The organism is Micromonospora sp. DH13, from assembly GCF_020873825.1.
GTDB lineage: Bacteria > Actinomycetota > Actinomycetes > Mycobacteriales > Micromonosporaceae > Micromonospora > Micromonospora haikouensis.
On the sequence record NZ_JAHWGR010000002.1, the window covers coordinates 25596 to 47638 of the forward strand.

At 74.5% G+C, this 22043-nt stretch carries 16 protein-coding genes; 9 read left to right on the plus strand and 7 right to left on the minus strand.

The features are described 5' to 3' along the window. The first annotated feature begins 3 nt into the window (after positions 1 to 3). Positions 4 to 1110, plus strand: a complete 1107-nt coding sequence (locus tag LPA42_RS02150) for an SPFH domain-containing protein (protein ID WP_077939231.1) — start codon at positions 4 to 6, stop codon at positions 1108 to 1110. Between the two features lie 163 nt (positions 1111 to 1273). Beyond that, positions 1274 to 2110 carry a hypothetical protein gene (locus LPA42_RS02155; RefSeq protein WP_077939232.1) on the plus strand — a complete coding sequence of 279 codons (837 nt, stop codon included), beginning with the start codon at positions 1274 to 1276 and terminating at the stop codon, positions 2108 to 2110. 23 nt (positions 2111 to 2133) lie between these two features. Here LPA42_RS02155 and LPA42_RS02160 read toward each other — a convergent pair whose 3' ends face one another. Continuing rightward, positions 2134 to 3867, minus strand: a complete 1734-nt coding sequence (locus tag LPA42_RS02160) for an RICIN domain-containing protein (RefSeq protein ID WP_077939233.1) — start codon at positions 3865 to 3867, stop codon at positions 2134 to 2136. A gap of 232 nt (positions 3868 to 4099) precedes the next feature. On the opposite strand from LPA42_RS02160, the gene LPA42_RS02165 reads away from it, so the two are divergent. Further along, positions 4100 to 6289 (plus strand): transglycosylase domain-containing protein, encoded by a 2190-nt coding sequence (locus LPA42_RS02165; protein ID WP_228986277.1) that lies wholly within the window; start codon positions 4100 to 4102, stop codon positions 6287 to 6289. A gap of 51 nt (positions 6290 to 6340) precedes the next feature. Here the strand turns inward: LPA42_RS02165 and LPA42_RS02170 are convergent, their stop codons facing one another. After that, entirely contained in the window at positions 6341 to 6991 is a 651-nt protein-coding gene (locus LPA42_RS02170; protein WP_228986278.1) for a thymidylate kinase, read from the minus strand. A 123-nt stretch (positions 6992 to 7114) separates the two neighbouring features. After that, on the minus strand, positions 7115 to 8962 hold the full coding sequence (locus LPA42_RS02175; protein ID WP_077939234.1) for a thiamine pyrophosphate-requiring protein: 1848 nt from the start codon (positions 8960 to 8962) through the stop codon (positions 7115 to 7117). A 120-nt stretch (positions 8963 to 9082) separates the two neighbouring features. Between LPA42_RS02175 and LPA42_RS02180 the strand changes: the two genes are divergently transcribed. From LPA42_RS02180 to LPA42_RS02190, 3 genes are all read left to right on the plus strand, one after another. Next, positions 9083 to 9901, plus strand: coding sequence for an RNA methyltransferase (locus LPA42_RS02180; RefSeq protein ID WP_077939236.1), 819 nt, complete (start codon positions 9083 to 9085; stop codon positions 9899 to 9901). Positions 9902 to 9979: 78 nt separating this feature from the next. Then, positions 9980 to 11431: an argininosuccinate synthase gene (gene argG, locus LPA42_RS02185; RefSeq protein WP_077939237.1), complete on the plus strand. Its 1452-nt coding sequence runs from the start codon at positions 9980 to 9982 to the stop codon at positions 11429 to 11431. Positions 11432 to 11521: 90 nt separating this feature from the next. Further along, positions 11522 to 13327 carry a PucR family transcriptional regulator gene (locus LPA42_RS02190; RefSeq protein WP_077939238.1) on the plus strand — a complete coding sequence of 602 codons (1806 nt, stop codon included), beginning with the start codon at positions 11522 to 11524 and terminating at the stop codon, positions 13325 to 13327. Here LPA42_RS02190 and LPA42_RS02195 read toward each other — a convergent pair whose 3' ends face one another. Continuing rightward, positions 13328 to 14674 carry a hypothetical protein gene (locus LPA42_RS02195; protein ID WP_077939239.1) on the minus strand — a complete coding sequence of 449 codons (1347 nt, stop codon included), beginning with the start codon at positions 14672 to 14674 and terminating at the stop codon, positions 13328 to 13330. It lies immediately after the preceding gene. A gap of 86 nt (positions 14675 to 14760) precedes the next feature. Here LPA42_RS02195 and murD point away from each other — a divergent pair, with 86 nt between their 5' ends. Continuing rightward, on the plus strand, positions 14761 to 16119 hold the full coding sequence (gene murD, locus LPA42_RS02200) for a UDP-N-acetylmuramoyl-L-alanine--D-glutamate ligase (RefSeq protein WP_077939240.1): 1359 nt from the start codon (positions 14761 to 14763) through the stop codon (positions 16117 to 16119). Here the strand turns inward: murD and LPA42_RS02205 are convergent. Continuing rightward, a complete protein-coding gene (locus LPA42_RS02205) occupies positions 16116 to 16568 on the minus strand; it encodes a DUF6114 domain-containing protein (RefSeq protein WP_228986279.1) in 453 nt (150 codons plus the stop codon). The two genes, murD and LPA42_RS02205, sit on opposite strands and share 4 nt — an antisense overlap. A 1-nt stretch (position 16569) precedes the next feature. Beyond that, positions 16570 to 18252 (minus strand): DUF6230 family protein, encoded by a 1683-nt coding sequence (locus LPA42_RS02210; protein WP_228986280.1) that lies wholly within the window; start codon positions 18250 to 18252, stop codon positions 16570 to 16572. Between the two features lie 470 nt (positions 18253 to 18722). On the opposite strand from LPA42_RS02210, the gene LPA42_RS02215 reads away from it, so the two are divergent. Next, complete coding sequence (locus LPA42_RS02215) at positions 18723 to 19394, plus strand: hypothetical protein (RefSeq protein WP_043967661.1); 672 nt, start codon at positions 18723 to 18725, stop codon at positions 19392 to 19394. Here the strand turns inward: LPA42_RS02215 and LPA42_RS02220 are convergent. Further along, positions 19382 to 20503 carry a hypothetical protein gene (locus LPA42_RS02220; RefSeq protein WP_228986309.1) on the minus strand — a complete coding sequence of 374 codons (1122 nt, stop codon included), beginning with the start codon at positions 20501 to 20503 and terminating at the stop codon, positions 19382 to 19384. The genes LPA42_RS02215 and LPA42_RS02220 overlap by 13 nt on opposite strands. 220 nt (positions 20504 to 20723) lie before the next feature. Between LPA42_RS02220 and LPA42_RS02225 the strand changes: the two genes are divergently transcribed. Next, on the plus strand, positions 20724 to 22028 hold the full coding sequence (locus LPA42_RS02225; protein ID WP_077939241.1) for an aspartate aminotransferase family protein: 1305 nt from the start codon (positions 20724 to 20726) through the stop codon (positions 22026 to 22028). The last annotated feature ends 15 nt before the right edge of the window (positions 22029 to 22043 follow it).

Sequence of the window (22043 nt, forward strand, 5' to 3'; positions counted from 1 at the left end):
GGTATGGAGTTTGTGTCGGTGCTGTTGATCGCCGTGGCGTTGATCGCCATGGTGACCCTGATCAAGGCGGTGCGGATCGTGCCGCAGCAGCGCCAGGACGTGGTGGAGCGGCTCGGCCGGTACAAGCGCACCCTCAACCCGGGCCTGAACCTGCTGGTGCCGTTCATCGACGCGGTGCGCACCAAGGTCGACATGCGGGAGCAGGTGGTCAGCTTCCCGCCCCAGCCGGTGATCACCTCCGACAACCTGGTGGTCTCGATCGACACGGTGCTCTACTTCAAGGTCGTCGACTCGGTCCGGGCCACGTACGAGATCTCGAACTTCCTCCAGGCCATCGAGCAGCTCACCGTCACGACGCTGCGTAACGTGATCGGCTCGCTGGACCTGGAGCGGGCGCTGACCAGCCGGGAGGAGATCAACCGGCACCTGTCGGGCGTGCTGGACGAGACGACCGGCCGGTGGGGCATCAAGGTGACCCGGGTGGAGATCAAGGCGATCGAGCCGCCGCCGAGCATCCGCGACTCGATGGAGAAGCAGATGCGCGCCGAGCGGGACCGCCGCGCCGCGATCCTGAACGCCGAGGGGCACAAGCAGTCGCAGATCCTCACCGCCGAGGGTGAGAAGCAGGCGGCGGTGCTGCGGGCCGACGGTGACCGGCAGGCCCGCATCCTGCAGGCGGAGGGCCAGGCGAAGGCGATCCGCACGGTCTTCGACGCGATCCACCAGGCCAACCCGAGCCAGAAGGTGCTCGCCTACCAATACCTCCAGGCCCTCCCGCAGATCGCCAACGGCACGGCGAACAAGGTCTGGATCGTCCCGGCGGAGCTGACCAAGGCCCTGGAGGGGATGGGCGGCGCGCTGGGCGGGCTGAGCCAGATGGTCGGCGACGCGCCGTCGCCGGAGGCCGCGGACGGGGCGAGCGCCGTCGAGCGCGAGGCCGCCGAGGCCGCGCAGGCGGCGGCGGCCGCGGCCCAGCAGATCCACGACGAGGTACGCGTCGCCGAGGCGCAGGCCACCGGTGGCACCGCCCCGCAGGGCCTGCCGGCCCCGGAGCCGGTCTCCCCGGCGAGCCTGCTGACCGACCCGGCCGACCAGCGCGAACGGGGCTGACGTCCGGCGCTCGCGTCGCCCGCCCGCCGGCCGGGCGGGAATGTGAATAATCCTCATGCGGCGCTCCGGTGCCTGACACGATCGGTCCGACAGGACGGGTCGTGACCAGGACCGGGGCGCCGCGGCGCGTCCCGCCCCGCCGACGAGCGCAGCGAGGTGTCGCATGAAGGATCCGCTGGACAAGTTCCTCTCCCGGCCGCCGGTGCCCGGCGCGCACGACCCGGCCGGTCCGCTCGGCACCCGCCGCACCGGCGGCGGGTTCGGGGTGCTGCCGTTCGTCACCGAGCCGGGCCCGGCCGCCCCCGCCACCAACGCCACCTGGGCCTGGTCGCTGCGCCGCTTCGGCCGCGCGTCGGTCTGGCTCCTGCCGGCGTACGCGCTGCTCTACGGCGCCGTCGCGATGGCCAGCGACGGCGGCGTCGGCAACGACCCGTACCCGGCCGACGGCGGTCAGCTCTACCTCGTCGGCTGGGTCGCCGCCGTCTGGCTCGGCCTGCTGGCCCTGCTGGCCCTGACCGGGCTGCTCGCCGCCACCCGCAGCCGCCGGGTGGCCGCCGCGGGCCTGCTGGCCAGCATCGCCGGCACCGTGCTCATGCTGCCCTTCGCCGGGCTGGCCGAGCAGGCCCCCGTCTTCGGCACCACCGCCCGCACGCTCGTCCTGGTCGGTGCCACCTGCTACACGGCCGGCTGGTTCCTCACCGGCTGGGCGGTGGCCCGCTCCGGCATGTTCAGCCTCGGCGACGGCACGATGATGATGATCGCCGCCCCGCTGCTCGGCATCGGTGGCGCGCTGGTCGGCTCGGTGCAGACCTTCGGGGCGATCTTCGTGCTGGTCGCGGGGATCGGCATCGGCTACCGGTCCGGCCGGCTCGTGCCCGCCGCCATCGCCCGGGACGCGGCCAGCGCCAGCGTCGCGACGGCGACCGGCCCTGGGCTGGGGCCGGCGGGCGGCCCGGCCTCCGGCACCGGGTCGGCCGGCGGCCCGCTCGCCGCCGGCTGACCCGGTCGTCGGCTGCCAGCCAGCTAGCGCCAGCTCCACCGCTGGTTGTCGGCGGAGCCGCACGTCCAGAGGACGATCTTGGTGCCGTTCGCCGTGGCGGCTCCCGACGCGTCGACGCACAGGCCGGACTGCGCACCCCGGATCGTCCCGTCGGCGTTGACGGTCCACTGCTGGTTGGCCTGGCCGTTGCAGTCCCAGATCACCACCCGCGTGCCGTTGGCGGTGCCCGCGTTGTACGCGTCCAGGCACTTGTTGCCGTAGACCCTGAGCTGCCTGGCGGAGGTGTACGTCCAGGTCTGGTTGCTCGCGCCGGTGCAGTCCCACAGCTGGGCCTGGGTGCCGTTGGTGGTGGCGAAGTTGTTGACGTCCAGGCAGCGGCCGGACTGCCTGCCGACCAGCCCGCCGGTGCGGGTGCCGCCGCCGGTGTCCTCGCTGCCGCTGACGACGAGCAGCACGGCCTCGCGGGCGGGGACGCTCGTGGCGTAGCTGTTCGTGCGGGCGCCCAGGTCGGTGGCGGTCCACACGTTGCGTACGCTCGCGGTCCCGCCCAGCCCGAGGTCGGCGAAGCGGGCCGTGACGGTGGCGGCCGACCCGGTGCGGTTGAGCAGCAGGACCGCCCGCTGGCCGCTGGTGGCGAGCACCTTGCTGTACACCTGGAGCCCGGCGGAGTCCTCGGCGACCTTGACGCCCTGCCGGCTCAGCGGGTCCTGGTCGATGGCGATGACCTCGCGGTTGCCGAGGATGGCCCGGGTCTCGGCGGACATGGTGGCCAGGTTGTTGCCGGCGAGCAGCGGGGCGCCGGAGATCGCCCACAGGCCGAGGTGGGTGCGGTTCTGGGCCGCGTTGAACCCCGGCATCCCGGCGATCAGCATGTCCGGGTCGTTGTAGTGGCCGACGCTCTGGGCGGCGGGGTGCTGGGCGGAGTCGAAGTTGGCCAGCACGCGGTCCATGGACGCCTGCTGGCCGTAGTAGATGATGTCCCCGCTGGTGCGCCACATGGTGGACATGCCGGGCGCCCAGTCCCAGGGGCTCTGCACGCCCCAGTTGCAGACCGAGAGCACCATCGGCCGGCCGGTCTGCGCGGTGGCGCGGGCGATGGAGTCGCTGATGGCCTGGTAGGTGGTCCGGGGGTTGAGCCCCTCGGCGGAGCCGCCGCACCAGTCGACCTTGACGAAGTCGAAGCCCCACTGGGAGAACGCGAGGAAGTCCTGGTCGTAGTGCCCCTCGCTGCCGGAGCCGGGGGCGGCCGGTCGGCCGGTCGGGTAGTAGTAGCCGCAGCCGTCGCGGCCGGCGTCGGTGTAGATGCCCGCCTTCAGGCCCTTGCTGTGGATGTAGTCGGCGATGGCCCTCATCCCGCCGGGCCACTCGGTGGTGTCGACGGTGATGTTGCCGGCAGCGTCCCGGGTGCCCTGCCACCAGCCCTCGTCGATGTTGACGTACTCGTAGCCGGCGTCCTTGAGGCCGCTGGAGACGAGGCTGTCGACCTGCGCCTTGATCACGTTGTAGTCGATCTTCGCGGCGAAGGTGTTCCACGACGCCCAGCCCATCGGCGGCCTGGTGACCACCTGGTTCGGGGCGGCCGCCGTCGGCGCCTCGTCCGCGGCCTCCGCCGACGCCGTGCCCGCCGCCGACGCCGCGACCTCCGCCGGTGCCGCGGCGGCGGGCGCGCCCGCGAGCGCCGCGACCAACGCGAGGGCAACGGCCGCCGCGCCGCGCCTGACCGCTGGCGTGCCGGCCGGCCCTGGAGCTGCTCTCATCTGGCCTTCCCTTCCGTTTCGGGGAGGTTGCTGCGCTCACCTGCCGGCAACCCGGTTCATTGTTAGCGCTAACATTGTTGCAAGTCAATATCCTGTTCCGGATCGCGAAGCCGGACAGGGCCGCGGAGCAGGGACGATCCGCACCCAGAACGCCGCCGGCCGCCGGTGAAATAGCCGACAACCCGCCGCCGGAGGTGGTCGGATCGCGGCTTTCGTGGCAACCCTTGGCTGCATGCCGCCACCCCGGTCGCCGCTGTCGCGGCTGTTCACCGTGCTGCTCGCCGGACTGCTCGCCGGCCTCGCGCTGGCCGCCGCCGCGCTGCCGGCCAACCTGCTGCTCGGCTACGCCGCCAAGTCGGCCGTCGGGTCCTACGCGGCCCTGCCCGAGGCGCTGCGCACCCCGACCACCCCACAGCGGTCGTACCTGTACGCCAACGACGGCAAGACGCTGATCACCACGTTCTACGACGTCAACCGCACCGACGTGCCGCTGACCGAGATCGCCCCGGTGATGCGCGAGGCCATCGTGGCCGCCGAGGACCGGCGCTTCTACTCCCACGGCGGCACCGACCTGCGCGGCATCGCCCGCGCCCTGGTCGCCAACGTCACCGGCGGCGGCACCGAGCAGGGCGGCTCCACGCTGACCATGCAGTACGTGCGCAACGTGCTCAAGACCGACCCGAACCGCACCGCCGAGGAGCGGGCCGCGGCCACCGAGCAGACCGTCGGGCGCAAGCTCCAGGAGATCCGGTACGCCACGGCGCTGGAGCAGCGGCTCAGCAAGGACGAGATCCTCAACCGCTACCTCAACATCGCGTACTTCGGCTCCGGCGCGTACGGCATCGCGGCGGCCAGCCAGCGCTACTTCGCCAAGTCCCCGGCCGAGCTGACCCTGCCCGAGGCGGCGCTGCTCGCCGGCCTGGTGCAGTCGCCCGACGCGTACAGCCCGATCGACGGGGACGCCGACGCGGCCCTGGCCCGGCGGGCGTACGTGCTCGACGCGATGGCCGCCACCAGCAAGATCACCGCCGAGCAGGCGACCGCCGCGCAGGCCGAGAAGGTGACCCTGCGCCCCACCCAGCAGCCCAACGGCTGCACCGCCGTCGCCGACGGCCACGACGACTGGGGCTTCTTCTGCGACTACCTGCGCCAGTGGTGGCTCACCCAGCCCGCGTTCGGCGAGACCGTCGCCGAGCGGGAGCAGGCGCTGCGCCGGGGCGGCTACACCGTCGTCACCTCCCTGGACCCGAAGCTCCAGCAGACCGCGCAGCAGCAGGCCACGGCCGTCTACGGGTACGACGACAAGCGGGCCCTGCCCATCGCGGCCGTGCAGCCCGGCACCGGTCGGGTGCTCGCCATGGCGGTCAACCGGCACTACAGCCTCGACGCCAACCCCGACGGGCAGGCCAACCACCCCAACACCGTCAACCCGCTGATCTCCGGCGGCGGTGGCGTCGACGGATACCAGGCGGGGTCGACGTTCAAGCTGTTCACCATGCTCGCCGCGCTCGAGAACGGCAAGCAGCTCGCCACCGGCTTCGACGCGCCCAGCCGGCTGCCCACCCGGTATGCCGCCGAGGGGGAGGCCAGCTGCGGCGGCAAGTGGTGCCCCGCCAACGCCAACCCGCAGTGGATGAACGGTTACCGCACCATGTGGGACGGCTTCGGCCGCTCCGTGAACACGTACTTCGTGTGGCTGTCGGAGCAGGTCGGCCCGGCGAAGGTGGTGGAGATGGCCCAGCGCCTCGGCATCACCTTCCGCGCCGAGGCCGACGCCGCCTTCGCCCGCGACAACGCCGCCAACTGGGGATCGTTCACCCTCGGGGTGGCGGCCACCACCCCCCTCGACCTCGCCAACGCCTACGCCACCGTGGCCGCCGAGGGGACGTACTGCACGCCGTTGCCCGTGGTGTCGGTGACCGCCGCCGACGGCGACAAGGTCGACGTCGGCGAGCCGTCCTGCCGCAAGGTCCTCGACGCCGACGTGGCCCGGGCGGCCACCGACGCGGCCCGCTGCCCGGTCGGCCAGCAGACCACCTACGGCCAGTGCGACGGCGGCACCGCCACCGCCGTGGACACGATCGTCGGGCGCCCGGTCGCCGGCAAGACCGGCAGCTCGGAGGGGGCCGCCACGGAGACGTTCGTCGGCTTCACCCCGCAGGTCGCCGTCGCCGGCATCGCCGCCAACCCCGACGACCCGGGCGACGCGGTCGGCTCGGCCGTGCAGGCGAAGGTCATCGCCGCGGTGGCCCGGACGATCCGCGCCGCCGTGGACGGCCAGCCGGTGCGTGACTTCACCCCGCCCAGCCGGGAACTGGCCGGCGAGGTGCACCGCCCCGCCCCGCAGCCGACGCCCACCCCGAGCCCGCAGGAGACCCTCCCGCCGGACGTGCTGCGCTGGCTCAACCGCACCCGCGGCTGAGGTGCAAGGAAGGGCCCCTGTTAACGCTTTCTGTAGAGCAGGGGCCCCTTCTTAACCAGCCGCCGCAGCATCCGGGCCGGAGGAGCCCGTCGCCGCGCCCTGCCCGTCGACCAGCGGCGCGACCACCCCGTCCAGCGCGGCGGCCACCTCGCCCGGGTCGCCGTCGCCGGGCAGCACGACGAATCCGCCGAACTCCGGCAGCGCCCGGTAGGCGGCGTACAGCGCGCGCAGGTGCGGCAGCTCCTCGGTGTCGATGCCGCGGGCCAGCACCCGCCGCTGGGCGACCTCCGGCGCGACGGCCAGGAAGCAGACCACCGTCGGCGCGGGAAACATCCGGTACGCCGCGCGCACCGCGCGCCCGCCCCGGTCGCCCCGGGCCCGCATGATCACGTACTGGCAGTAGGTCCACCGGTCCAGCACCGCCGTGCGCCCGGTCGCCCATGACCAGAGCAGGGCGCGGCCCATCGCCGCCGCGCGCACCGTCGCCTCGACGACCGGATAGAGGGTACGCCCGAACAGCGCCACCCCGTCCGGCCGCCCGACCGAGCGGGCCAGCCTGTTCCACAGCGGCCGACCGCCGGCGTTCTCGAAGTACGTGGCCGGTACGCCCCGCGCGGTCAGCCGCCGCGCCAGCGCCCGCGCCTGGGTGGTCTTGCCGGAGCCGTCGACGCCGACGAGCGCGATCAGGACGGGGCGTCTCATGCCCCGCCACCCTACCCACCGCGCGCGACCCGGCCCCCGCCTCACCCGCCCCGCGCGACGCCCCGCGCGGGTGTGAGAAGGGAACCCTTCTCTACCGGATGCGTTAAGAAGGGGCCCTTCCTTTCACCGCAGGCGGGGGCGCCAGGTGGAGACGGCGGCCGGCAGGCCGCGGCGGACGATGCCCGCCCGGTCGGGGTCGCGCAGCACCGCCGCCGCCGTCTTGCGCGCCTGCGCGGCGGTGAAGTGCGGCGGCAGCATCAGCTCGGCCGGGTCCACCATCGCGTTGATCACCGTCGGGCGGTCGGCGGCCAGGGCGCGCCGCCAGGCGTCCGGCACCTGGTCGGGGGAGTCGACCAGGATGCCGTGCAGGCCGAGCACCTCCGCCCACCGGTGGTACGCCACGTCGGGCAGGTCCTGGCTGGCCGGGAACATCGGCGTGCCCTCGCCGGAGCGCTGCTCCCAGCTGACGAACGCCAGGTCCCGGTTGTTGAGCACCAGCACCACGAACCGGGGGTCCGGCCAGCTCCGCCAGTGCTTCGCCACGGTGATCAGCTCGTTGACGCCGTTCATCTGCATCGCCCCGTCGCCGAGCAGGGCGATCAGCGGCCGGTCCGGGTGGGCGAGCTTCGCGGCGATCCCGTACGGCATGGCCCCGCCCATCGACAGCAGGGTGCCCGAGAGGCTGGCCAGCATCCCGGGGCGCAGCCGCAGGTGCCGGGCGTACCAGGCGGTGCAGGTGCCGCAGTCCACCGCGAGCATGACGTCACCGGGGAGCTGATCGTCCAGCGCCGCGAACAGCGCCTGCGGGTTCACCGGGTCGGCGGACTGGCCGGCGATCTCCCGCTGGGCGCGGTGCCAGCCGGCGGTGGCGTCGGCGATGCGCTGCCGCCAGGCGGTCGGGGCGGTGCCGGGGCCCAGCTCGCGCAGCAGCGCCCGCAGGGTGGGGCCGGCGTCGCCGGTGAGGTTGACCTCGGTGGGGTAGCGCAGCCCCAGCCGGGAGCCGTCCACGTCGATCTGCACGCCCCGGGCCTGCCCCTGCGGTGGGTAGAACTCCGAGTACGGCATGTTGCTGCCGACGATCAGCAGCCGGTCGCAGTCGCGCATGAGCTGCCAGCTCGGCCGGGTGCCGAGCAGCCCGATCGCGCCGGTGACCCACGGCTCGCGGTGGTCCACGGCGGTGAAGCCGAGCAGGGCGGTGGCCACGCCCGCACCGAGCCGGTCCGCGACCTGCCGCACCTCGGCCTCCGCGCCCAGGGCGCCCTGGCCGACCAGCATCGCCACCCGCTCGCCGCCGCGCAGCACCTCCGCCGCCCGGCGGACGTCCGCCTCCGGCGGCACGGTCGTGGCGCTGCTCGGCACAGCCGACGTGTGGTAGTAGCCGTGCGCGTGCGGCGGGTCCGGCACGGCCGGCTCGTCCTGCACGTCGGAGGGGAGGACCAGCGCGGTGACCGTGCGCCGGGCCAGCGCCGTCCGGCAGGCCCGGTCCACCAGGTGCCGCACCTGGGACGGGTCGTCGAGCTGGGCCAGGAACGCCGAGGCGACGTCCTTGTAGAGGGCGAGCAGGTCGACCTCCTGGTAGTAGCCGCCCCCCTCGGCGGTCAGCGCGGTGTGCCCCACCAGGGCCACCACCGGCTGGTGGTCGAGCTTCGCGTCGTACAGGCCGTTGAGCAGGTGGATCGCGCCCGGCCCGCTGGTGGCCAGGGCGCAGCCGAGCGGCCCGCCGCCGTACTTGACGTGCGCCGACGCGGCGAAGCCGGCAGTCTCCTCGTGGCGCACCTGGACGAACTCCGCCCGGTCGCCGGCGCGTTGCAGCGCCGAGGTCATCCCGTTGATGCCGTCGCCGGGGTAGCCGAAGTAGCGGCGTACGCCCCACTGGGCCAGCCGGGCCACGATGTGGTCGGCGACCGTGGCGTCCCTGGGCAGCCCGCCGTGCCCGTCCGGTGCCGGCTCGCCGGCCTGGTTCGCGTTCACCCGCAGGGTCCCTCCGGTCGCGTCCGCTGTCCCGGATCACCGTTCCCCGTCGTACGCCGGGAAAACGCCGACCGGCGACCGGGGCTCGGGGCCGGCGGCGCGGTCCGGCAGAATCGCCGGATGCCCGTGCAGCAGATCACCGACCCTGACGACGACCGGATCGCCGACTACCGCGCCCTCACCGACGTGGAGTTGCGCACCCGGTGGGAGCCGCCGCACGGCCTGTTCATCGCCGAGGGGGAGCTGGTGCTGCGCCGGGCGCTGCGGGCCGGCTATCCGGCGCGGTCGTTCCTGGTGGACGCGAAGCGGGTCGACCAGCTCGCCGACCTCGACACCGGCGACGCCCCCGTGTACGCGGCCACCCCGGACGTGCTGGAGAAGGCGACCGGCTTCCACGTGCACCGGGGGGTGCTCGCCTCGTTCCGGCGCAGGCCGCTGCCGGACGTCGCCGGGGTGCTCGCCGCCGCGCGGCGGGTGGCGATCCTGGAGGACGTCAACAACCACACGAATCTCGGCGCGATCTTCCGGGGGGCCGCCGCGCTCGGCATCGACGCGGTGCTGCTGTCGCCCACCTGCGCCGACCCGCTCTACCGGCGTAGCGTGCGGGTCAGCATGGGCGAGGTCTTCGCGGTGCCGTACGCCAAGTTCGAGCGCTGGCCGGACGGCCTGGACCAGGTGCGCCAGGCGGGGTTCACGGTGCTGGCCATGACGCCGGCCCCGGACGCGGTGCCGATCCAGCTGGTGACCCCGGCGCAGCGCGAGCGGGCGGCGCTGCTGCTGGGGGCGGAGGGGCCCGGCCTCACGGCGGCGGCCCAGGCCGCCAGCGACGTGCGGGTGGTCGTCCCGATGCGGCGCGGGGTGGACTCGTTGAACGTGGCCGCCGCCGCGGCGGTGGCGTTCTGGGAGCTGGGCCGCGACGACCCGCCGTTCGGCGGGTAGCCGCGGGCGGGGAGTGACGCCCGTCGCGTCGGGCGCGTCCGCTTGCATGACCATGCGGCGTGATGAATAATCTTCCCCGTGTCCAAGGTTCTCACCTCCCTGCCCATCGGCGAACGTGTCGGCATCGCCTTCTCCGGCGGCCTCGACACCTCGGTCGCGGTCGCGTGGATGCGCGACAAGGGCGCCGTCCCCTGCGCCTACACGGCCGACATCGGCCAGTACGACGAGCCCGACATCGCCTCGGTGCCCGGCCGCGCGCTCAGCTACGGCGCCGAGGTCGCCCGGCTGGTCGACTGCCGCGCCGCCCTCGTCGAGGAGGGCCTGGCCGCGCTGACCTGCGGCGCCTTCCACATCCGCTCGGGCGGGCGGGCCTACTTCAACACCACGCCGCTGGGCCGGGCCGTGACGGGGACCCTGCTGGTGCGGGCGATGATCTCCGACGACGTGCAGATCTGGGGCGACGGCTCGACGTTCAAGGGCAACGACATCGAGCGGTTCTACCGCTACGGCCTGCTGGCCAACCCGCAGCTGCGCATCTACAAGCCGTGGCTCGACACCGACTTCGTCACCGAGCTGGGCGGGCGCAAGGAGATGTCGGAGTGGCTGCTGGAGCGCGGCCTGCCCTACCGGGACAGCACCGAGAAGGCATACTCCACCGACGCCAACATCTGGGGCGCCACGCACGAGGCCAAGACGCTCGAACACCTGGACACCGGCATCGAGACCGTCGAGCCGATCATGGGCGTCAAGTTCTGGGACCCGGCCGTGGAGATCCCCACCGAGGACGTCACGATCGGCTTCGACCAGGGCCGCCCGGTGACCATCAACGGCAAGGAGTTCGGCAGCCCCGTCGACCTGGTGCTGGAGGCCAACGCCATCGGCGGCCGGCACGGCCTGGGCATGTCCGACCAGATCGAGAACCGGATCATCGAGGCCAAGAGCCGGGGCATCTACGAGGCGCCCGGCATGGCGCTGCTGCACGCCGCGTACGAGCGGCTGGTCAACGCCATCCACAACGAGGACACCCTGGCCAACTACCACAACGAGGGCCGCCGCCTCGGCCGGCTCATGTACGAGGGGCGCTGGCTGGACCCGCAGGCGCTGATGCTGCGCGAGTCGTTGCAGCGCTGGGTCGGCGCGGCGGTCTCCGGCGAGGTGACCCTGCGGCTGCGCCGGGGCGAGGACTACTCGATCCTCGACACGACCGGCCCGGCGTTCAGCTACCACCCCGACAAGCTGTCGATGGAGCGCACCGAGGACTCGGCGTTCGGCCCGTCGGACCGGATCGGCCAGCTCACCATGCGCAACCTCGACATCGCCGACTCGCGGGCGAAGCTGGAGCAGTACGCCTCCCTCGGCCTGGTCGGCGGCGCGGCACCCCAACGGATGATCGGCGCGGCGCAGGCGGCCTCGACGGGGCTGATCGGCGCGATGCCGCAGGGCGGCGCGGAGGCCATCGCCTCCCGGGGCGTCTCCTCCGCCGACGACGCGGCACTCGACCGCGCCGCGATGGAACTCGGCGTCGACTGAGCCCCGTCGCGGCGGGGCCGCCGGGTCGCCCGGCATCGGCGGCCCGTACCCCGTCGCGGCCTGTTCAGGATCGGAGTCACGGACGGTAGCGTGTCGCCCGTGTTCCCTACCGTCCGTGAGATCCTCGCGCTCGACCCGATCCGCCACGGCGCGCCCCGCCTGGTGGCCGGGGAGGCCGGCCTGGACCGGCCGGTGCGCTGGGTGCACGTGGCGGAGGTGCCCGACATCGCGTCCCTGCTGCGCGGTGGTGAGCTGGTGCTCACCACCGGCATCGGGTTGCCCGGCGAGGACGCCGGGTTGCGCGCGTTCATCGGCGAGCTGGCCGACGTCGGGGTCTCCGGCCTCGTCGTCGAGCTGGGCCGCCGGTATGTCAGCGGCGTGCCCCGGGTGATGGCCGCCGCCGCGGCCCGGCGCGGGCTGCCCCTGGTCGAGCTGCGCCGGGCCACCCCGTTCGTGCGGGTCACCGAGGCCGTGCACGCGCTGATCGTCGACGCCCAGCTCACCGAGCTGCGGGCGACCGAGGAGATCCACCAGCGGTTCACCGAGCTGTCGGTCGAGGGCGCCGGCCCGGCCGAGGTGGTCCGGCAGGCCGCCGAGCTGTCCGGCTGCCCGGTGGTGCTGGAGAACCTGTCGCGGCAGGTGCTCGCGTACGACCCGGCGGGGCAGAGCGCCGAGCTGCTGCTGGACGGCTGGGAGCAGCACTCCCGGCGGATCAGCCCGCCGGGGCGGACCGCGTACGACGTGGACCGGGGCTGGCTGGTGACCACCGTCGGGGCCCGCGGGCAGGACTGGGGGCGGCTGCTGCTGCGCTGGCCGGGCGGCGGGGAGCTGACTACCGGCGCGCCGGTGCCCGACGGGGCGCCGGAGCCGGGCCCCGCCGACGTCGCCCCGCCGCCGCAGGCCCCGCCGACCCGGCTGACGATCCTCGTCGAGCGGGCCGCCTCCGCGCTCGCGCTGGGCCGGCTGATCCGGCGCGACGCCGAGGGGCTGGAGCGGCAGATCCACCGGACGCTGCTCACCGCCCTGCTGGACCACTCCCGCCCGGTCGACGAGGTGGCCCTGCGCGCGCGGGCGCTGGGGGTGGTGCTGGAGCGCCGGCATCTCGTCGGCGTGGTGGTGCGCTACCGCGGCGACGAGCCGGCCGCCGACGGGACCCCACCGGAGGGGCCCGGACCGGTGGACCCGGAGGCGGGGCCGGCCCGGCTGCGGGACCTGTCGGAGGCGGTCGGGCAGGCCCTGCGCGAGGCGAAGCTGACCGGGCTGAGCAGCGCCGTCGACGACCAGTCGGTGGGCGTGCTGCTCGCCCTGCCCGACCCGGCGGCGGAGGAACGGGCGCTGGCCGGGTTCGCCGCCGCGCTGCGTCGCAACCGGGTCGACGCCGCCGGGCCGAGGGCCGCCGAGCCCGCACCGGCCCGGACGCCCGAGCCCGCCCGGGGGAGCGGCGCGGGCGCGGTGATCGTCGCCGCCGGCTCCGGGGTGGGCAGCCTGCGGGAGGCGCGCCGCTCGCTGGTGGAGGCGCGGCAGGTCGCCGACGCGGCCCGCCGGGACCGAAGGGACCTGCCGATCTTCCGGCTGCCGCACGTCGGGCTGGCCGGCCTGCTGCACCTGCTGCGCGACGAGCCGCGCCTGCAGACGTTCGTCGAGCGCGAGCTGGGTGCCCTGCTGGCGTACGACGCCCGGCACCCCCGCGAGCAGCTGCTCGGCACCCTGCGGGCGTACCTGGAGCAGGGGCGCAACAAGTCGGCGGCGGCCGCCGCCGCGCACCTGTCCCGGCCGGCGTTCTACGAGCGGCTGGCCCGCATCGCCCGGATCCTCGACGCCGACCTCGACTCGGTGGAGGTGTGCCTGTCCCTGCACGTGGCCCTGCTGGCCCTGGACGCCGTCCGCGCCCCCTGATCAGCCGGGCAGGAGGGCCTTCGCGTAGGCGGAGGGGACGAAGTGGGGGCCGCCGGGGGTGAAGACGTCCGAGGTGGCCGCCGCCGACCAGGCCGTCTCCGGCACCGCGTCGACCAGGGCCCGCACGACCGGGGCGGCGCGCCACTGCTCCTGCTCGGCGAGGAGGCCCAGCGCCACCACCGACTCCTCGACCTCGCCGACGCACTCGAACGGCTTGTGCCCGTCCACGCCGAGCAGCTCCCGGTAGCCGGGGAGCTGGGACTCGTCGGCCAGCAGGTCGCCGCCGAAGATCCGCACGACCCGCTCGCGCGGCATGAACGGGGCCATGGCCAGGAACACGAACCGGCACTTCGGGCAGTCGCGGCACCAGCGCTCGCTCGCGTCGCGCAGCTTGAACGCGGCGTTGCAGCTGGTCACCACGTCGTCGTACCGGTCGATCTCGGCGAAGAGCCGGGCGATGTGCAGCTCGGACAGCGAGCGCAGCAGCGAGAAGTAGGGCTCGGTGAGCCCGGCGTGCTCGGCCAGCGCCGCCCGCAGCAGCCCCTCGGCCTCCACCCCCTTGGACCACTGGTGGTTGATCTCGTGGCCGTTCCAGACCAGGTTCGGGTCGGACGCGGACCGCTCGTTGGACATCACCACCGGGCCGAGCCCGTTGAGCACGGCCGTGGCGACCGCGATCAGCGAGTTGATCGCGGTGACCGGGATGTGCCCGTTGCGGGCCCCGGCGGCGTTGAGGTCGAACAGCACCGGGTCGATGCGCCGCCGCGCCGCGAGGGCGGTCAGCCCGGACGCCTCGTTGACCGCGACGATGACGTGGTTCGGGTTGACCGAGAACGGCACCGGGTCGAGGCCGGCGCGGCGCAGCGCCTCCAGGCTGACGATGGAGTCCTTGCCCCCGCCGACGGCCGACAGGGGGCGCAGGTCGGAGTTGTCGTACGCCCGCGCGGGCGACACCGAGCCCGCGGGGATCTCCGGGGTCAGCTCCAGCACGTGCGGGAGCTGGTTGCGGTAGGCGTACTCGGCGAGGCCCTTGGTGTAGACGGCCGTGACCAGCGCGGCGGCGGCCCCGCCCAGCGGCGCCGGCAGCACCAGCCGGCGGGGCGCGGCGGCCTTGTAGTAGCTGACGCCGGCGACCACGTGCAGCAGCTCCAGGACCCGGCCGAGGGTGGCGACCGTCGCGTCGGACGGCGGCTCGGCCGGCAGGGGGAGGGTGATCGCCTCGGTGAACCGCTGCTCGCCGCCGGGGCCGGTGAGGGCGTAGTCGAACAACGCCTCGCCGGTGGCGAGGTCGATCGAGTAGGACGGGAAGGTGAAGGCGTCCATCCGCCGGAGCTGCTCGTTGGGCACACGCCATACTAGGCCCTGGTTCGTCCGGCCGTGCCCGGCTGCGTCGGACCGGCCCGCCGACGTGCCGACCGTGGAGGAGATCCCCTGTGCGCCTGTCTGACCTGCGCGGACGTACCGTCGCCGTCTGGGGCACCGGCCGGGAGGGCCGGGCGGCGGTGATCGCGATCGCCGCGCACGGCCCGGCGGGCCTGGTCGCGGTCGACGACAGCGCCAACTTCCTGGCCCTGCCCTGGGAGGGGCCGCTGGCCGAGGCGGCCCCGCTCGTCACCGGCGAGGAGGGCTTCGCCCGGCTGGCCGCCGCCGAGGTGGTGGTCCGCTCGCCCGGGGTGCCGAACACCCACCCGTGGCTGGTGGAGCTGCGCCGCCGGGGGGTCACCGTCACCCAGGGCAGCGCGCTGTGGATGGCCGACCACGCCCGGCGGACCGTCGGGGTGACCGGCAGCAAGGGCAAGTCCACCACGTCCAGCCTGATCAGTCACCTGCTCACGGCGGTCGACCGGCCGAACGTCTTCGGCGGCAACATCGGGGTGCCGCTGCTCGACCTGCCCGACGCCGACCTGTACGTGCTGGAGCTGTCCAGCTACCAGTGCACCGACCTGACCGACTCGCCGCGCGTGGCGGTGGTCACCGCGCTCTTCCCCGAGCACCTGGACGCGCACGGCGGCGAGCGGGAGTATTACCGGGACAAGCTCAACCTGCTGGCGCACGGGCCACAGACGATCGTGGTCAACGGGGCCGACCCGAGGCTCGCCGCCGAGCTGGGCGGCCGGCCGGCCGTGCGCGCCGGCTCCCCGGACACCACGCACGTGGCCCCGGGCCCGGACGGCACGCCCTGGTTCCACCTCGGCGACCGGCCCCTGTTCGCGCGCGCGGTGCTGCCCCTGGTGGGCCGGCACAACGAGGGCAACCTCTGCGTCGCCCTCGCCGTGCTCGACGCGCTGGGCGTGGACGTGGCGGCCCGCGCCGACACCCTCGCGGTCGCGGTGGCCGGGTTCCAGGGCCTGGCCCACCGGCTCACCGAGATCGCCGACCCGTCCGGGCTCACCTTCGTCGACGACACCCTGGCCACGAGCCCGTACGCGGCGATGCACGCCATCGACGCGTACGAGGGGCGGCCGTTGACGGTGATCGTCGGCGGCACCGACCGGGGGCTGGACTACGCCCCGCTGCGCGAGCACCTGGCCGAGCGGGAGATCACCGTGCTCGGCATCCCCGACAGCGGGGAACGGATCGTGGCCGCCCTCGCCGGGCTGCCGAAGGTGCGGGCCGAGGTGGTGGACGACCTGGTGGCCGCCGTGGGCCGGGCCCGGGAGGTGACCCCGGCCGGCGGGGTGGTGCTGCTCTCGCCGGCCGCGCCCAGCTACGGCCGGTTCCGCAACTTCGAGCACCGGTCCGAGGTGTTCGCCGAGGCGGTCCGGGACACCGCGACCCACCCCGCCCGCTAACCGCTGCGGGCGGCCCCGGCCGGGCGGCGGTGCGCCTTGACCGGCGTCCAGGCGAACGCGAGGCAGCCGCCGACCAGCGCGAGCAGCATCCCGACGAAGAAGCCGCCCAGGTTGGACGTCAGCCAGGAGACCAGGGCGAGCACCAGGGAGACCAGCGCGTAGAACAGCCGCTGCGGCGGGTGGGCCAGCAGCAGCACGCCGCACAGCAGCAGGATGACCGGCACCAGGTAGCCGGCCAGCCCCTGCGGCCCGACGTGCAGGATCACCGGCAGCGGCGCGCGCAGCGTCACGAGGATCTCGGCGCCGCCGAGGGCGACGAGCAGGCCGCCCCAGAAGGGACGGCTGCGCCGCCAGGCCCGCCACCGGCCGGCCCAGCCGGCGGCCGACCCCCCGGCGGCCCGGGGCGTCGCGTCACCGCCGGCCATGGGCGTCGCGTCGCTGCCGGCCATCTCAGCAGCCTTCGGAGGAGAAGCTCATCCGCAGGTTCGGCAGGGTGAACACCGCGGCGGTGGTGGCGTAGTTGTTCTGCCGCAGCCCAGTGATGGTCACCTTGTCGGCCTGCTGGCCGAAGACGCCCGGGTTGCCGCGCACCCCGGGCACCTTGTCCAGCGTGCTGGCGTCCTGGCCGATGTCGATCGACTGGAACGACGCGTTGCCGGAGATCTCGTCGGAGTCGACGACCATCGTGCGGGCGGTCACCGGCTTCCCGCCGGTGCCGGCGGTGAGCTTCATGTACATGCCGCCGAGGTTGATGCTCTGGCACAGGTTGGTCAGCTCGGCCTTGTCGATCGCCGAGACGAGCACGACGACCTGGCCGCCGGTGTCGCCCTGGTTGGGGCTGTCCTCGATCATCTGGTCGAGCGTGGCGAACTGCTCGAACCCGGTCCCGTCGAGCTTGTCGGCGGTGACGACGAAGGGCATTCCGGAGATCGCGAACTGCGCGCCGAGCACCCCCTGCGCGGTGAGCAGCACCATTCCGGCGGCGCCCACCCCGGCGGCGGCCAGGCTGACCGCGAACCGCCGCCAGCGCACGCCGCCGGAGGGCGGGACCGGCTCGGTGGATACGGTGTCGTCCGACATGACGGCTCCTCTTCGAGATCGATTCGTCCGCGACAATGCGGGAGACGCTGCGCGGAGCGGGGCGATGATCTGAATTGGTTCGCGTACGGCGTGTCGAGCCCGTCGCAGGGCGAAGTTACCGCTGAGTAAAGGGTGGGTCAAGATTGATGCCCAGTGGAGCCGGTCGATCTGCGAAAAATTGCCGATAGTGAGAAACCGCGACGGTTTCTGATCGCGCTGCGGTCCGGCGGCCCGCTCAGCCGTCCCCCGGGCCGGGCGCGCCGGGTCGACCGCGCAGGGGGCGGTGACACCCGGGCCGCCCGCGTCGGCCGCCCGCGCCGCCCGGTCGCCGGCCCCGGGGCCGAGGAACGGCGCGGTCATCGCGTACGTCAGGACCGGCAGCAGCCGGGGCAGTTCGGCCGTGCGGCCCTGGCTCACCCGCAGGCGCAGGGTGCCGTAGATGCCGGCGACCACCGTCGTCACCAGCAGGTCGTCCTCGTCGGGCGACAGGGGTGACCGGGGCCGGGCGGGGTGGAAGAACCGGTGGAACCGCGACAGCAGCAGGTCGCGCTCGTCGCGGGCCGCCGGGCCGGCCGCGTCGATCTCCACGAGCGCCATCCGGGCGAACGCGGGCACGCTCGCCAGCACCTCCAGCAGGGTCCGCAGGGCGGCCCGGGCGGCGGTGGTCCAGTCCGGCCCCGCCGCGGCGTAGGCGTCGTCCATCAGGCGCAGCAGGACGGCCGTGCCGTGCCGGTAGGTGGCCAGGAAGGCGTCCTCCTTGCCGGCGAAGAGGGCGTAGAAGGCGGGGCGGGTCACGCCGGCCGCGCCGCAGATGTCGGTGACCCGGGCGTTGTCGTAGCCCCTGGCCGCCACCTCGTGCACGAGCCCGTCGAAGAGCCGGTCGCGTTGGGTCGCCGCGACCGCCTCGGCCGACTGACGGCGTGGGCCCCGCTTGATCGCTCGCTCGGGGTCGCGCCCCGGTCGGGCCCCCGGCAGGGGAGTGGAGTCGGGCCGGGGCTCCGGCGGCGGGGGTGCGGATCCGGTCTCCGGGTGGGGTGCCAGCGACATTGACATCGACCTCCCTGAATCGACGATTGACTTTGCGACCCTCCGGGGTTTATAACTTCACCACGTTGGGTTCCGGTCGGATCACTGATGGTCATCTGCGCCGGATGGCCGCACCGAGCAGCGCCGAAGGGGGGCTCGATGGTCGCCATTATCGCCGACCACGCGGGTGCCCCCAAGGCCGGAAAGGTGCGGGTGACGCGGCTGCGCCGCAGTGCCCCACCCGGCACCGGCCGCTGACCGGCCGGACCCCGAGGGCCGCTCCGCCGGGTCACCGGTGACCGACCCGCACACCCCGCCCCGCCGCCGCCCGGCGGCGTCCGTCCCCGCCGCCGACCGTCCACCGGTGGCGGGCCCACGGCCACGGCGTCCCTCCGTGGCCACCCCCGCGGCCGCCCGGCCGCGCCCGGCCCGCCGGGCGCGGTGACCCGCCGGTCCGGCCGCCGCCGTCGCACCACCACCCGTCGAAAGGACCCACCATGCCCAGGTACGGACGCGCCGCCGTCGGTCTCGCCGCCGTCGCGCTGCTCGGCTCCCTCGTCGCGGCGGCCCCCGCCTCCGCCGCCGGCCCGGCCGCCCTCGCCAACACGGTGCTCACCACCGGCAGCGCCGGCGGGACCGCCGTCGCCGTCGGCGACACCCTCCAGGCCAGCCTCCAGACCGGGACCACCGCCAACTTCTACTCGTCGGCCACCGGCACCACCGGCGTCAAGTGCGCCGCGTCCACCTTCACCGCCAAGGCGGTCACCAACCCGGCCGCCCCGGGCACCGCCACCGAGAGCCTCACCGGGCAGACCTTCACCAGCTGCACCAGCAACGTGGTCGGCACCCTCGGGGTCAACAGCGTGACGGTCGACAACCTGCCCTACGCCGTCTCCGTCACCAGCGCCGGCGCGGTCACCCTCACCGGGTCGATCCAGAGCACTGTCTCGCTGCGCACCCTGCTGGGCAACGTCACCTGCGTCTACAAGGCCAACGGCGGCGTCGTGCGGGGGACGGCGTCCAACGCCACCACCTCCATCGCCTTCGTCAACCAGCCGTTCACCAAGTCCGCCGGCCCGGGCACCTGCTTCTCCTCGGCGTACTTCAGCGCCACGTACGCCCCGGTCCGGGACACCACGCAGGGCGGCGCGACCGTCTACGTGAACTGATCCTCCACCGGCCCGGCCGGCGTCCGATCTCCCCGTCGGACGCCGGCCGGGCTCCCGGTCCCCGGCCGCTCGGCCGCTCCGCCGCCCGCGACGGCGGCGTGCAGGGCGCGCATCGACCGGATCGCCGAGCGGATCTCCTGGAGGTAGCGCCCCGGCGTCAGGGCCGGCTCGGGCAGCCGCACCAGGTCGGGCAGGGCCGGGTCGACGCCGACGGTCTCGATCCCGCACCCGTACGGCACGGCGAGCGTGCGCAGCGCGTCGCAGTGCTGGAACGGCACGTAGACCGGCGCGGTGACCATCAGCACCGGGTCGCCCGGCGCGAGCCGGACGTGCTCGGCCCAGAACCGCTGCGTGTCGGCGGTGTGTGCGCGCCGCCGCCCGGGCTCGCCGGACGGGGCGGCGAGCACCCGCACCGGTGGTGCTCCCGCCGGCCGCCACGTACGCGAGGACCAGGAGCGGTGCGGGTGGCCGCCGTCCACGCCGTCCTCCTCGGCCGGCCCGGCCACCCCGAAGGCGAGCCGGACCGCCGCGTCGAGGGCGTCCACCTCGGTGTCGCCGGCCGCGATGCCCGCGTCGGCCAGTGTCTGCCGCTCCACCACCGACAGCGGCCGGAAACTGCCCAGCACGGCCACCTCGCCGGCCACCGCCGTGCCCGAGCGCACCAGGTGCGCCGCGTACGCCACCCGGCGCAGGCAGGCGTGCGCGAGCCCGCCGAGGACGACCAGGTGCGCGTACGCCCGGCGGGCCGGCGGGACCGGGCGGGCCAGGCCCAGCGCGGACGCCGCGGCGAGCACCAGTCCCGCCGTGCGGGGATCGAACGCCGGCTCGGCGGCCTCGGGGCGTTCCCGGCCGCCCCGGAAGTCCCAGTGCCGGGCGGAGAAGTCGTCCAGCCAGGCCAGCGCCGCCGCCAGGTCGCCGGAGAACGGGTCGCCGGAGAGCGGGTCGCGGGGGAGCGGGTCGCCGGAGGGCGGATCGCCCGGGGGGCCGTCGCCGCCGAACCGCGCGACGAGGTCCCGCAGCGGCGGCGAGGTCACCCACGCGCGCACCCCGTCGACGATCCGTGCCGGGGGAGCGCCCGCCGCCCCGTCGGGCAGCGGCACGTCCCGCATGATCCGCACGCCCCGGATCGTACCGTGCGGATCGCGTCGCCTCCGGAGCCCGGGACGACGGGAAACGCGCGTCGGTCGCGCCGGACGCCCCGGAAACCGCAGCCGATCGGTTGACGTGCTGTCAGCCGAAGGCCGCCGGTCCGCTACACAGTGGCAGTTGTCCCCGCCGCCGGTGGGTGGGAGCGTGCGGTGACCGCCAACGCGCTGGAGGGTGCGACGAATGACCGACGACCTGCTGGCCCGGCACCGGGCCGTGCTGCCGTCCTGGATGCCGCTCTACTACGCCGAGCCGATCGAGCTGGTCTCCGGCTCCGGTCGCCGGGTCACCGACGCGCAGGGCCGCACCTACCTGGACTTCTTCGGCGGCGTGCTGACCAACATGATCGGCTACGACATCCCCGAGATCCGCGAGGCCGTGCAGCGGCAACTCGCCACGGGCCTCGTGCACACCTCGACGCTCTACCTGATCCGCCAGCAGGTCGAGCTGGCCGAGAAGATCGCCCGGCACTCCGGCATCCCCGACGCCCGGGTCTTCTTCACCAACTCCGGCACCGAGGCCAACGAGGCCGCCCTGCTGGCCGCCACCAACCACCGCCGCTCCCACCAGATCCTCGCCGTGCGCAACAGCTACCACGGCCGCACGTACGCGACGATGGGCGTCACCGGCAACCGGGGCTGGTCGGCCAGCGCCCTCAACCCGCTCCAGGTGGCCTGGCTGCACTCCGGCGAGCGGCTGCGCGGCCTGCTGTCCCGCCTCGACCCCGCCGACCGCCTCGACGCGGCGGTCGAGGACCTGCGCGAGGTCCTCGCCACCCAGACCGCCGGCGACGTCGCCTGCCTGATCGCCGAGCCGATCCAGGGCGTCGGCGGCTTCGTGCACGGCCCCGACGGCCTGCTCGCGGCGTGGCGGAAGGTGCTCGACGAGCACGGCATCCTGCTGATCTCCGACGAGGTGCAGACCGGCTGGGGGCGCACCGGCGAGCACTTCTGGGGCTACCAGGCGCACGGCGTCACCCCGGACCTGCTCACCTTCGCCAAGGGCATCGGCAACGGCTTCGCCCTCGCCGGGGTCGTCGGCCGGGCCGAGATCATGGAGTCGGTGCCGGCGATCAGCTTCTCCACCTTCGGCGGCAACCCGCTCGCCACGGCCGCCGGCAACGCCGTGCTGGACTACCTGCTCGACCACGACCTCCAGGCCAACGCGGCCCGCGTCGGCGCGATCCTCGCCGACGGGCTGCGGGCCGCCGTGGGCGGCCTCGACTGCGTCGCCGAGGTACGCGGCAGGGGGCTGATGCTCGGCGTCGAGTTCGTCCACCCGGGCACCGTCGAGCCCGACCCGGCCCTGACCGCCCGGGTCTTCGAGGCGTGCCGGGCCGGCGGCCTGCTCGTCGGCAAGGGCGGCCTCTACGGCAACGTGCTGCGGATGGGCCCGCCGCTGACCCTCACCGAGGACGAGGCCCGCGAGGGGCTGGCCATCCTGGTCGACGCCGTCCGCTCCTGCGCCGACGGCGAGGTGGCGGCGTGACGTCCGAAGCGAACG